At 43.5% G+C, this 12,141-nt stretch carries 13 protein-coding genes; 1 reads left to right on the top strand and 12 read right to left on the bottom strand.

Annotated elements, in window-relative coordinates; translation table 11 throughout:
- Positions 1 to 204 precede the first annotated feature (204 nt).
- The 10 genes from I2503_RS02975 to rfbA form a co-directional block, all read right to left on the bottom strand.
- Positions 205 to 687: a hypothetical protein gene (locus I2503_RS02975; RefSeq protein ID WP_196091726.1), complete on the bottom strand. Its 483-nt coding sequence runs from the start codon at positions 685 to 687 to the stop codon at positions 205 to 207.
- Positions 688 to 951, bottom strand: coding sequence for a hypothetical protein (locus tag I2503_RS02980; RefSeq protein ID WP_196091725.1), 264 nt, complete (start codon positions 949 to 951; stop codon positions 688 to 690).
- A 195-nt stretch (positions 952 to 1,146) separates the two neighbouring features.
- Complete coding sequence (gene galE, locus I2503_RS02985) at positions 1,147 to 2,148, bottom strand: UDP-glucose 4-epimerase GalE (protein ID WP_196966970.1); 1,002 nt, start codon at positions 2,146 to 2,148, stop codon at positions 1,147 to 1,149.
- 109 nt (positions 2,149 to 2,257) lie between these two features.
- Positions 2,258 to 3,109, bottom strand: a complete 852-nt coding sequence (gene rfbD, locus I2503_RS02990) for a dTDP-4-dehydrorhamnose reductase (RefSeq protein ID WP_196091723.1) — start codon at positions 3,107 to 3,109, stop codon at positions 2,258 to 2,260.
- 12 nt (positions 3,110 to 3,121) lie between these two features.
- Positions 3,122 to 4,048 (bottom strand): glycosyltransferase family 2 protein, encoded by a 927-nt coding sequence (locus tag I2503_RS02995; protein ID WP_196091722.1) that lies wholly within the window; start codon positions 4,046 to 4,048, stop codon positions 3,122 to 3,124.
- A gap of 59 nt (positions 4,049 to 4,107) precedes the next feature.
- Positions 4,108 to 5,328, bottom strand: coding sequence for a glycerophosphodiester phosphodiesterase family protein (locus I2503_RS03000; RefSeq protein WP_196091721.1), 1,221 nt, complete (start codon positions 5,326 to 5,328; stop codon positions 4,108 to 4,110).
- Between the two features lie 16 nt (positions 5,329 to 5,344).
- Entirely contained in the window at positions 5,345 to 6,391 is a 1,047-nt protein-coding gene (rfbB, locus tag I2503_RS03005) for a dTDP-glucose 4,6-dehydratase (RefSeq protein WP_196966971.1), read from the bottom strand.
- Complete coding sequence (locus I2503_RS03010) at positions 6,378 to 6,890, bottom strand: phosphoribosylanthranilate isomerase (protein WP_196966972.1); 513 nt, start codon at positions 6,888 to 6,890, stop codon at positions 6,378 to 6,380. Before I2503_RS03010 ends, rfbB begins: the two co-directional genes overlap by 14 nt.
- Complete coding sequence (locus I2503_RS03015; protein ID WP_196966973.1) at positions 6,891 to 7,484, bottom strand: dTDP-4-dehydrorhamnose 3,5-epimerase family protein; 594 nt, start codon at positions 7,482 to 7,484, stop codon at positions 6,891 to 6,893.
- Positions 7,477 to 8,352, bottom strand: a complete 876-nt coding sequence (rfbA, locus tag I2503_RS03020) for a glucose-1-phosphate thymidylyltransferase RfbA (protein WP_196091717.1) — start codon at positions 8,350 to 8,352, stop codon at positions 7,477 to 7,479. The genes I2503_RS03015 and rfbA overlap by 8 nt, the downstream gene beginning before the upstream one ends.
- Positions 8,353 to 9,100: 748 nt before the next feature.
- Between rfbA and gdhA the strand changes: the two genes are divergently transcribed.
- Positions 9,101 to 10,447, top strand: coding sequence for an NADP-specific glutamate dehydrogenase (gdhA, locus tag I2503_RS03025; RefSeq protein ID WP_196966974.1), 1,347 nt, complete (start codon positions 9,101 to 9,103; stop codon positions 10,445 to 10,447).
- Between the two features lie 473 nt (positions 10,448 to 10,920).
- Here gdhA and I2503_RS03030 read toward each other — a convergent pair whose 3' ends face one another.
- Positions 10,921 to 11,196 carry an HU family DNA-binding protein gene (locus I2503_RS03030; protein ID WP_196091715.1) on the bottom strand — a complete coding sequence of 92 codons (276 nt, stop codon included), beginning with the start codon at positions 11,194 to 11,196 and terminating at the stop codon, positions 10,921 to 10,923.
- Between the two features lie 110 nt (positions 11,197 to 11,306).
- Complete coding sequence (locus I2503_RS03035) at positions 11,307 to 12,140, bottom strand: DegV family protein (protein WP_196091714.1); 834 nt, start codon at positions 12,138 to 12,140, stop codon at positions 11,307 to 11,309.
- Position 12,141 lies beyond the last annotated feature (1 nt).

The following is a 12,141-nucleotide window of genomic DNA, read 5'->3' on the forward strand; positions in this document are numbered from 1 at the left end:
AATCAGATGGGTTGTGAATCAAACTTTCTCTATCTCGCTTTATCACAGCAGTAATACTATTTCGTAGTTGCTTCTTTACTTGATTTGGCATTCTATCCACCTCCTTGAGCCTAAGTATAGCAAAAAAGATTTCGAAAGCTCGATTTAGGAGCTTTCGAAATCCTTAACTTAATGACATTGCAAACTGAGAGCTATATTTTTCCATTAATGATTTATCGACACCAAGCGGGTTAAACCAACATCAATATCAATTTTTTTAAGTCTGCTATCTCCTGAAATATCATGTGAAAGCAACTTTAAGCCAGATCTTCTTTTGTGAAAGTCAGTAAGTTGTAACCATTTACAAGTCATCAAATACCAACAAACAAGATCCTTTTCTTTCTTACTCCCCTCTGTAAGAATCCTGTTCATTTCTTCTCTAAGCTCTAAACTTTTAGATGAAGAGACTTTTTCAGTTTCAACGGAATGGTTTAATAATTGGTGAAAATGAACGGTAGAAAAAGGGGAAACTATTCGATAAAAATGAGGATAGTTACGCTCCAAATCGGGACTGAGATAAAGACAGTATGTCAGAATTTCTTCATGTGTTAAGAATCGCATATCCAGCTTAAAATGATAAAATTGATTCCATTCTTTCCAAATTAAGTAGCAAAAAACAAATAGAACTAAAATATGGAATGACACCATCTAATCACCTCTTTCCTCACTTTTACTGCAAAGCAATTGAACTTCCTTTCGAAGTCTCCGATTTTCTGACCTCAAAGATTCTATATCCATCTGGTATCCTTGATTCACATCCTTCAAAGTCGCACAAGATTCTCTATAAATTCTAAATGCAAAAGACCAAACTCGAAATTGCAGTCCAAATAAAATCAAAATAAACAACAGACCAACCCCTATGGGGATAGAATAAGAAAAATAATCTTTAAAATAACCTAAAATTTCCACCAAGGCCCTCTCCTCCTAGTGCAATAGCACTCAGCTTCAATACTATCTCTTAATTCGTAATTGGTGGAATATAAGGCAATCACTGGATAATAGTTTATCATAATTATTCTATCATAGTGTTTTGATTTTGACTTTAGGGAACCTAAAGAAGAAGCAAAAAAGGCAGGCATTGCCCACCTACTACTTTCCGATTAAAATCTAATCGCGATCATCGTATCCCTTCGGATGGCTTGAATGCCAGGCCCAAGCGGTTTCGATGATTTTTTCGATATTGTCGAATTGCGGTTTCCAGCCCAAAATCTCACGCGCTTTATCTGAGGAAGCGATGAGGGTATCTGGATCCCCAGGTCGGCGATCCGCCATTTCGGCTGGAATTTCCTTACCGGTGACTTTACGGGCTGCTTCTAAAATTTCCAAGTTTGAAAAACCGGTAGAGGAACCTAAGTTGAATGCAGCTGATTCATTGCCAGCACGGAGGTATTCAACTGCTAAAAGATGGGCATCTGCTAAATCAAAGGGATGGACATAGTCCCGAACATTTGTTCCATCAGGAGTGTTGTAATCATCTCCAAAAATCATGATTTTATCCCGAACCCCCTGTGCCACTTGCAAGACGATCGGAAGCATGTGAGTCTCTGGTCCATGGTCCTCTCCAATGGATCCGTCTGGTTTAGCACCGGCTACATTGAAGTAGCGCAAGGGTACAAATTTGATGCCATAAGCTTGATCGGCCCATTTCATAATGGTTTCCATCATTAGCTTACTTTCACCATACGGATTGATTGGTTTTTGTGGGGTTGTTTCCAGAATCGGAAGTTCTTCTGGTATCCCATAGGTTGCGGCTGTAGAAGAGAAGACGATATATTTCACGTTCGCTTCATTCATAACTTCCAACAGTTTAACCATCCCTACCGTATTATTATCGAAATACTTCAACGGCTCTACCATTGATTCAGCGACCAAGGAATAGGCCGCAAAGTGAATGACAGCATCGATATCTGGATTTTCTTGGAAAACCCGACGCATGAAATCTTGATCAGCTAGGTCACCTTCATAGAATACCGCATCCGGATGAACAGCAGCTCGGTGCCCTGTCACCAAATTATCCACGACGACCACACGCTCGTCCCCTTGGGAAATCAAACGGTCAACCATATGAGAACCGATATACCCGGCTCCACCTAAAACTAAAATGGCCATAACTCTTCCTTCCTCTCACTCCTCATAATTTGTAAATCCTATATAAACCGGATTCCCAAAATACCAAGCACGCTACTCTGTAACGACTTATCTGGGCTTCTCTTGTTCTTTATTTCACTTCTTGCTTATAAAAAGCTTGGAGAGCTTCTTGCCAGGTTGGAATGGTAAAACCAGTCGCTTTGGCTTTTGTCAAATTCATGGTTGAGTTGAAAGGACGTTTGGCCTTGGCTGGGAACTGGCTAGAATCTACCGGTTTTACTTCTACATCCGTGTCTTTCAGAATTTCAGCCGCAAAATCAAACCAGGTTGTATCTTCTGCTGCATCATTGGACAGGTGGTAATAACCATATTCATGCTGGTTATCCGCCAGATGGACCATAAATTCTGCGAGGGTTCGGGTCCAAGTTGGACGACCGTGTTGGTCATTCACCACTGTTAGAACCGGATGATTCTTAGCTAAGTTCTGCATGGTGAAGACAAAGTTTTTCCCATAATTTCCAAAGACCCATGCAGTCCGAATGATATAGTAACGGCTGGAGATTTTTTCGACCAGCTCTTCTCCCATCCGTTTTGTTCGACCATATTCCGTTTGCGGGTCTGCCGGATCATCGACTTGCCATTCTTGTCCAATAGGTTTGTCCCCATTGAAAACATAGTCTGTGGAAATGTAGACCATGGTTGCACCATGGGCCTCGGCAGCACGCGCTACATTTTCTGTCCCTATGACATTGATCGCGTAATCCAATTCCTTGCCTTCGTCCTCTGCCGCATCCACAGCTGTATAGGCTGCACAGTGATAAACCAAACTTGGCTTCACTTCCGCAAAAACACGCTCCACTTCTTCCTGCTTGGTAATGTCCATTCCTGCCACATCGAGGGCTACATAGTCCTGACCAAGCTCATCTAAATAATGCACCAACTCCGTACCGAGTTGACCTTTCGCTCCTGTAATGAGAATCATCCTATATCCTTTCTATTCTGAACGTTCCTTGATGACATAAATTGGCCGATTTTTTGTTTCCATAAAAATCTTACCAATATACTTCCCGAGAATTCCGATCGTTAATAATTGAAAACCTCCCAAAAAGAGGATAATGGAGACCATCGACGGCCAACCTGCGGTTGGATCCCCATACAAAAGGGTCCGTACAATCACTAATCCGGCAAGGGCAAAAGCCAGCAAGCAGGACAAGGCACCACCCACAAAAGCGATTGCCAGAGGTGCATCCGAAAAATTGACAATCCCCTCTAAAGAGTAACGAAAGAGCTGCCAAAAATTCCAACTTGTCTCCCCTGCCACGCGCTCCACATTCTTGTATTCCAAATATTCGGTCTTAAAGCCAACCCAAGAGAAAATCCCCTTGGAAAATCGATTGTACTCCGTCACATCTAGAATGGCATCCACCATTTGCCGCCGCATCAGACGGAAATCACGGGCACCGTCAACCATTTGTACTTGACTAATCCGGTTAATCAGACGGTAAAACATGCGGGCAAAGAAGGACCGAATCGGTGGTTCGCCATCTCGAGTCACCCGACGCGTTCCCACACAATCCAAGTCTGGATCAGCCTCCAGGCGCTGAACCATTTCCACCAACAACTCCGGTGGATCTTGAAGATCCACATCCATCACGGTTACGAGCTCCCCACGGGCCTCCTGCAGCCCAGCATAAAGAGCGGCTTCCTTCCCAAAGTTTCGAGAAAAGGACAGATAGGTCACTTTAGAATCCTTAGCGGCCAATTCCCGAAGCACTTCCAGTGTCTGATCTCGGGAACCATCATTCACAAAAATGTATTCAAATTCCTGATCCAACTGAGGCTGGACTTTTTCCATAGCTTGGTAAAAAAGGGGCAGGGCCTCTTCTTCGTTAAAGCATGGAACTATTACTGAAATCGTCATCTCGATCTCCTCTTCTGTTCATTCTTTTCTAGTATACCATATCCCACAAAAATCTCGGATTACTTCTGATAAACTTCGATATCAAATGATTTCTGAGAGTCTACAACTTCTTGATAAAGCTCCAAATCCTTACTCAGGAGATTATTGGTATAAACCCCGTTAATACCTCGGTTAAGAATTTTCGATAAGGTCGCAAAGCCATCTACGGTGTGAACGAAGACCAAGCGATTCGATTCATGAATCTGTGAAATCAGTGAGTCTGTCAAGCGTTCATCCTTTTGAGGTAACGTCACGGCTAAAATATGGGGCTTATCCTTCAGACTTTTTACGATGGCTTCTTCTTTCATCTCAGAAGCATACAAGGTTAGGATATAATTCTTAAAGGTTCCCATTTCTTCCAACATTTGATAGTCCTCAGGTTTATAAAGCTGGACAAGAATCCGGTCTCCCAAACTCGGATCCATTTTTTCGACAGCTTGAGCTAGAATGCGGTACTGCTCTTCAATTTCCTCTTGTGTCCGATCCTTAACCTTGGTATCTGTCACGACAATCATATCCGGGTTTAGTTCCATTTGCTTGAGAATATCCTCCCAAAAAAGAGTTGTATATTGGGCCTGGATATTGTTGGCATCCTGTGTCTTAGACTGCTCCCAGTCCTGACTCGTTGGTGCTTCACTTTCCCAATCATGAACCGCTGCCAGCCGACCATCCTGAGTCAGATTGAGATCAAATTCAAACATGCGATGCCCCAAGGAATAGTTCTGTTTCAATGCCTGCAGGGAATTACTGTAGGCCGAGAGGAATCCAGCCTCTCGCATGGTTCCACCGGCATGAGCAATCAAGCGCTTGTCAGCTAAAATCTGTTGGAGATCTGTAGCCTTGGCCTTGATCTCCACCTCGGTTCCCTGATGGCTTAGATCTTGTCCCAGAGTCGCTTCAAGGGTCTCTTTGGGAAGATAGATCCTCCCAAGCCAATCTTGCTCCCTCTTGTCATATGGGAATCGGTAGCCGTTTTTTCGAAGTTTATCCGGATCTAGGTGGATTGTCCAGGCCACCTGCCCGGCTTTTGTATAACGTTTCTCTGATTCTGCTTTTAAACCTGCTTTTTGAAAAACAGTTTGAACGGGGTAGAGATCCCGTTCCAGACGTTCTTTCATCTGTATCCGGTCATATAAAGCGACTACAATTCCAATTCCAGCAATCCCTAACAGAATTCCTAAGCATTTTTTCTTCAGAATCTTACCCTCCAAAATAGACACAAGAGGCAAGAATGAAACCATTCCGCCTCTTGTTCTCTTATTTAATTACTTCCTGGGTTTTAGCATAGTTGGCTTCTACAGCTTCTTTTTCGCCCTTCCACCAATCTTCATTTTCTTTATACCAGGCAATTGTTTCTTTTAGACCAGCCTCAAAGTCTGTGAATTCAGGTTTCCAACCCAATTCATCTCGTAACTTGCTAGCATCAATGGCATAACGCAAATCATGGCCTGCACGGTCTGTTACATGGTCGTAGGCATCCGGTGCTTGACCCATTTCCTTCAAAATGAGTTCCAGCACCTCTTTATTGTTTTTCTCACCGTCAGCCCCGATTAGATAGGTCTCCCCAATTTTTCCTTTGGTCAAAATCGTCCAAACACCTGAGGAATGATCATTGGTGTGAATCCAGTCGCGCACATTCTTCCCTTCGCCATACAATTTAGGCCGAATACCACTCAAAATATTGGTGATTTGACGCGGAATAAATTTCTCAATATGCTGATAGGGTCCATAGTTGTTGGAGCAATTGGAAATAGTCGCTTTTACGCCAAAGGAACGTACCCAAGCCTTAACGATCAAGTCCGACGCAGCCTTGGTTGAGGAATAGGGAGAAGACGGGTTGTATGGTGTCTCCGCCGTAAACTTCTCACCTGGGCCTTCGCCCTTGCCTGGGAGATCTTCCCGCAATGGAAGGTCTCCATAAACCTCATCTGTAGATACGTGATGGAAACGAAGGTCGTACTTCCGAGCCGCTTCCAAAAGGGTATAAGTCCCAATAAAGTTAGTATCCACGAAAGGACGAGGATCATTGAGAGAGTTATCATTATGACTTTCTGCAGCATAATGGACAATCGCATCCGCATCCTGAGCCAAGCGATCCACGACTTCTACATCCGCAATATCCCCTACAACCAATTCCACTCGGTCTCCCAAAATGGACTCGATGTTTGCTTTATTCCCTGCGTAGGTCAATTTATCTAAAACAGTAATGTGTACGTCTGGGAAATTGTTATATACATAGTGTACAAAGTTTGAACCGATAAAACCTGCGCCACCGGTCACAATAATATTTTTAAATGTCGACACACTTTCTCCTATCTGCTTTTAAATATTTTTGTAAATAGCTGATCTTTTTAAAGTCTTTCCGATTATTTCGATTTGCCCTGTATGAATCTTTAGAGGAAGCTTGATAAATTTTTAGATATTGTTCAAGCGTGGGTAGGTAGTAAACAACTCCATCTGTATGGATCTTCTCCAAACTTATTAATGGAATTCCTGCAAATTCTGGCAAGGTATCCATAACACCATACTCTACTGACAGATGACCTCTCTGAAATTCATGCTCATGAATATCTACTAACCGATAGCCTAAGTTCTCCATCATTTCCGCGATTTCTTTCCAATGGTAGAGACGCTCCTCATCTGGAGCTTCCCAACCTCTAGAATCTCCAGGAACATGGATATCGATATCACCAGCTTGCCAGTCTTTAGAAGTTCGCACCTCAAAACCTAGTGAACCCATTAGTAAAGGAGTTATCCCTAAGAGATTTAGTTGTCTCGCAATCTCTAAAAAAGCCTCAAACAATCAAAGATCCTCTTTATTTAATGGAGCCACATCCTTTAATAGAGGATGATTCTCATCAGCTTCACTTACTTCCGCAGCATCCAAGTCTGCCCATTGAATGCCAAGACTAGGATCTGCATAATTCACAAAGGCATATTTAGGTTTCAACTCCAAAGCCCAGTAATCATTCACCAAATAGCTATAGGCTACCTTATCGGATAAAACTTGGAAACCATTGGCTACACCGCGAGGAACAAAAATCCCTTTAGAAGCATCAATTTCGGTTTGGTAAACATTTCCAAAACTTGGGCCTTGACGCAAGTCCACCCAGGATCCCAAAACACGACCTTCGTCAGCTACAGAAATGTATTTATCCCATGGTTCAGCATGCAAACCACGAAGTACATTTTTACTTGAGAAGCTGACATTATTTTGAAGTTTTCCTTCCGCAAAAAAGGACTCAGGAAAACCAAGAGGGATCATTTTTTCTTTCTGGAAATTCTCTTTAAACCAGCCACGATTATCCCCATGAACAGGAATATCAAATTCTAGCATGCCCGGAATAGCCTCAATGGGACGAGCTGCTAATGTTTTGCCAAAAAAGTTCTCAGACATTTTCTTCTCCAATCAAACGCAAGAGGTATTGACCATACTCATTTTTCTTAAGAGGTTGGGCCAAACGGTAAACTTGTTCCCGGCTAATGTAACCCATACGATAAGCAATTTCTTCAAGGTTAGCAACCTGTACATTTTGCATCCGTTGAACGGTTTCAATATACTGTGCCGCTTCCAACAAACTCTCGTGTGTTCCAGTATCCAACCAGGCAAAACCACGGCCCATCAATTCCACTGAAAGATCCCCACGATCCAAGTAAGCCTTGTTGACATCCGTGATTTCCAACTCCCCTCGAGGACTCGGTTTGATATTCTTGGCAATTTCAACTACAGAATTATCATAGAAGTAGAGACCTGTTACCGCGTAGTTGGAACGAGGCTGCTCTGGCTTCTCTTCAATGGAAATCGCGTTCATCTGCTCATCAAACTCGACAACTCCAAAACGCTCAGGGTCCTTAACCTGGTAACCAAAAACGGTCGCACCGGACTCCTTTTGCGCAGCTTTTTGCAAAAGCTTAGTCAAACCAGGGCCATGGTAAATATTATCTCCCAAGATCAGCGCAACTGAATCATCTCCGATGAAATCTGCGCCGATGATAAAGGCTTGCGCCAATCCATCTGGACTTGGTTGAACCGCATAGGACAAGGAAATACCTAATTCAGATCCATCTCCCAAAAGTTCCTCAAAACGGGGCAGGTCTGTCGGTGTAGAGATAATTAAAATCTCCTGAATTCCTGCCAACATCAAGGTTGAAAGAGGGTAATAAATCATTGGTTTATCATAAACCGGCATTAGCTGTTTGGAGGCTGCCCGCGTAACCGGATATAGGCGCGTACCGGAACCACCCGCTAAAATAATACCTTTCATGCGTCTTCCTTTCTTCATACGAGCTGATTAGCTCTCTTTGATAACGGAATCTGGAATGTAACCCGACACTCACAGAATCCCAGACATTCCTATTCTATCATTTTTGTGAAAAAAAGTCTGAATGACTTTGCTTTAGGTTGCAATAACCCCAAAAGCAACATTTACCGTTCAGAACGTTTTCAAGACATTTCAGAACATCTTAGCATGATATTACATTTTACATGATAAACTAGCAGCGTAGAGAAGTTTCTCATTTGAGACCTCGAGAATCCCTTCTCCTGGAAGACGGTGACTCCCCGAAAACTATCATAAGGAGGACATGCCTATGAAAAGCATGAAAACTTCAAATCTGATAGAAAGGAGGAGCATTCTTTTGACTCGCTTTGAGTTAGTAATGGCATTACTGAGTCTTGGTTGTTACATCAACGACACAGTTCGTAACTTACTAGAAATTCTAAGTAAGAGAAAAAAGAACTAGCCGTCCTACTTTGACCCTGTAGACGGCTAGTTCTATGTCGTTTAAACTGAGTCACCGTTTTACGGCTCTACTCTGAGGTTAGGTTCCCGCCTAACCTCTTTTCTATCTCAGTTTACCATAGCTACTTTTAAAAACCAAGTAAAAAGCGAAGGTTTATTCTGGAAATCCCTCTCCAAACTTTACTTTTACCCCTTTCAATGGTATGATAATCTCACCTGACAAATTGTCAGATAATTCATTTTCTTCGGAAAAATAGAAAAGGGGATTTTCATGTCACGAGTTAAAGACTATATCCAAAGCACTTTCCAAGACGTCCAAGTACGTAACCCTCACGAAGCTGAATTTCTTCAAGCTGTTGAAGAATTATTCGCAACCCTCGAGCCTGTCCTAGAAGCTCATCCAGAATATCTGGATGAGAACATCCTAGCCCGCATGGTGGAACCTGAACGCGTGATTAGCTTCCGTGTCCCTTGGACTGACAAAGACGGAAAAGTCCAAGTTAACCGTGGCTACCGTGTCCAATACAACTCAGCAGTTGGTCCTTATAAAGGAGGACTCCGCTTCCACCCTTCCGTCAACCAGTCCATTCTGAAATTCCTCGGCTTCGAGCAGATTTTCAAAAACGTTTTGACTGGACTACCCATTGGTGGTGGGAAAGGCGGTTCCGATTTTGACCCTAAAGGAAAAACGGACGCTGAGATTATGCGCTTCTGCCAAAGCTTCATGAGTGAGCTGCAAAAACATATCGGCCCATCTCTGGATGTTCCTGCCGGCGATATCGGAGTCGGAGCGCGTGAAATCGGCTATTTGTACGGCCAATACAAACGTCTTCGTCAATTCGATGCAGGTGTCTTGACCGGAAAACCCTTGGCATTCAGCGGTTCTCTCATCCGCCCAGAAGCAACTGGCTATGGCCTCGTCTACTTCACTGAAAACATGCTTCTGGCCAACGGCAAATCCTTCAAAGACCAGACTGTCCTCATTTCCGGATCTGGAAATGTCGCCCAGTATGCCCTCCAAAAAGCAACCGAGCTCGGTGCTACCGTCATCGCAGTCTCTGATTCCAACGGTTACATCATTGACGAGTGCGGCATTGATTTTGATCTTTTGGTTGAAATTAAAGAAAAACGCCGTGCCCGCCTAACCGAATATGCAGCCGAAAAAGCTAGCGCCCGCTACTATGAAGGAAGCGTCTGGGACTACCAAGGTAAGGCTGACATCGCCCTTCCTTGTGCAACCCAAAACGAAATCAACGGCGCACAAGCTGCTGCCCTTATCCAAAACGGTGTCTACTGTGTCGCCGAAGGAGCCAACATGCCTTCCGACCTCGACGCCATCAAAATCTACAAAGAAAATGCGGTTTTATACGGACCAGCTAAAGCAGCTAACGCCGGCGGCGTAGCCGTTTCTGCCCTCGAAATGAGCCAAAACAGCCTCCGCCTATCTTGGACACGAGAAGAAGTAGACCAACGACTCCAAAGCATCATGGAGAACATCTTCAATACCGCTAAAACCACAGCCGAAACCTACAATCTTGGCAATGATTACCTCGCAGGAGCCAACATCGCCTCCTTTGAACAAATCGCCAACGTCATGATCGTACAAGGTGTTGTGTAAGCCCCAGTATCAAACCCCTTCGCGCTTGAGCACGAAGGGGTTTAATGTGTCATTAAATGGGGGAGTCGAAAAAATGTCTTATACTCGAAACAGTTCGAAATCTGAAAAGGCAATCCGATGAAGACAGAACCTAGGGTTCGGCGAAGAGGATTAACACATTCAGATTTTGAAATGTAATGAGTATTATTAAGTCGATACAGTTGGAAATCATCCTATCTCCTAAAAAAAGACGCGGAAATCCAATGATGATAGCTCAACAGGTCTGGAAGACCTGTTGAATATTATGGATAAGGCGTGGAAACACGCAATCAATAAGTTCATCAAAGAGACTTGATAAGGTCAGGTTTTGAAATCCAATGAGTATGAAATCCTAGAAAACTATTAACTTCATGCCCCAAAAATGCCCCAAAACAAAAGAAAAAGCCCTTCCTACCCCTATGAAAGGCTGGTAGAATAGGCCTTTTTCAGCAAGATTATTTTACAGCGTCTTTAAGAGCTTTACCTGCTTTGAAGGCAGGAACTTTTGAAGCTGCGATAGTGATTTCTTTACCTGTTTGTGGGTTACGTCCTTTACGTGCTGCACGCTCACGAACTTCGAAGTTCCCGAAACCGATCAATTGTACTTTTTCACCTTCTGCAAGGTAGTCTGTAACTGCTGCGAAGACAGCGTCTACTGCTACTGCAGCGTCTTTCTTTGTCAATTCTGTTGCTTCTGCAACCTTAGCAATCAAATCTTGTTTGTTAGCCATTTGTAAGAATCCTCCATAAATTTTCTAACAGTACATATCATAACTCAAAAGGATAAGAAAAGCAAGTATAAAAAGCAATTCCGCGCTTTTCTTCAGAAAAAGAAACCGGTCTAGGCGTAGTGAATCAGGATGGCCCAAGCATCCTCCCCTGTATGGGTTTGAATAATGGAACCCGTCTCCAACACAGAGATAGGAGCCTCCAAAAAGGGTTGCAACTGCGCCTTCATTTCTTCCGCAAAATCTGATTTTCCTGCATAGGAAATACCAATTTCACGAATAGAACGTCCCTGCAAACCGGCCTTCAATTCATCTAGCCATTTCTTAAACGTTTTTGCTCCACGACCTTTGACAATGGGACGCAACTCATGATCAACCATTTCCATGACCACTCGAATATTTAAAAGGGAACTGATAAGACCGGAAACGCGACCAATACGCCCCCCCTTCACAAGATTTTCAAGGGTGGAGACACCGATATATAGTTCCGTTTTTTCGCGAACTTGCTCGATTTCTTTCAAAATCTCTTCCAAGCTAGCCCCAGCTTGAGCAAGGCGAGCTGCTGCTACCACTTGGAATTTTTGAGCCTGGTCTGTAAAGGAAGAATCAATTACCTCTACCTTAGCCCCGGACAAGCTCGCTCCCTGTCTAGCTGCTTCTACAGTCCCTGATAAGGCGTGGGACATGTGAATAGAGACAATTTGATCATAGTCCTCTGCCAATCGGCCATAGACCTCCGCGAAAACACCAACCGGTGGCTGACTGGTCTTTGGTAAATGCTTGCTAGATTTCATCAGGCGAAGGAATTCTCCCTCCTTCAAGTCTGCATCCGAATAGAGAATCCCATCTACCATTACGGACAAAGGAATTACCTGAATTCCTAGTTCCTTTACCAACTCCTCCTCAATGGTAACAGAGGAGTCTGTTACAACTGCAATTTTTGTCATA

This window comes from Streptococcus sp. NLN64 (assembly GCF_015831295.1).
GTDB lineage: Bacteria > Bacillota > Bacilli > Lactobacillales > Streptococcaceae > Streptococcus.

Bases quoted from the DNA above. Each gene is read 5' to 3' on its own strand.
- I2503_RS02975 (WP_196091726.1), bottom strand. From the start codon at position 687: ATGGTGTCATTCCATATTTTAGTTCTATTTGTTTTTTGCTACTTAATT.
- galE (WP_196966970.1), bottom strand. From the start codon at position 2,148: ATGGCCATTTTAGTTTTAGGTGGAGCCGGGTATATCGGTTCTCATATG.
- rfbD (WP_196091723.1), bottom strand. From the start codon at position 3,109: ATGATTCTCATTACAGGAGCGAAAGGTCAACTCGGTACGGAGTTGGTG.
- I2503_RS02995 (WP_196091722.1), bottom strand. From the start codon at position 4,048: ATGACGATTTCAGTAATAGTTCCATGCTTTAACGAAGAAGAGGCCCTG.
- I2503_RS03000 (WP_196091721.1), bottom strand. From the start codon at position 5,328: ATGGTTTCATTCTTGCCTCTTGTGTCTATTTTGGAGGGTAAGATTCTG.
- I2503_RS03015 (WP_196966973.1), bottom strand. From the start codon at position 7,484: ATGTCTGAGAACTTTTTTGGCAAAACATTAGCAGCTCGTCCCATTGAG.
- rfbA (WP_196091717.1), bottom strand. From the start codon at position 8,352: ATGAAAGGTATTATTTTAGCGGGTGGTTCCGGTACGCGCCTATATCCG.
- gdhA (WP_196966974.1), top strand. From the start codon at position 9,101: ATGTCACGAGTTAAAGACTATATCCAAAGCACTTTCCAAGACGTCCAA.
- I2503_RS03030 (WP_196091715.1), bottom strand. From the start codon at position 11,196: ATGGCTAACAAACAAGATTTGATTGCTAAGGTTGCAGAAGCAACAGAA.
- I2503_RS03035 (WP_196091714.1), bottom strand. From the start codon at position 12,140: ATGACAAAAATTGCAGTTGTAACAGACTCCTCTGTTACCATTGAGGAG.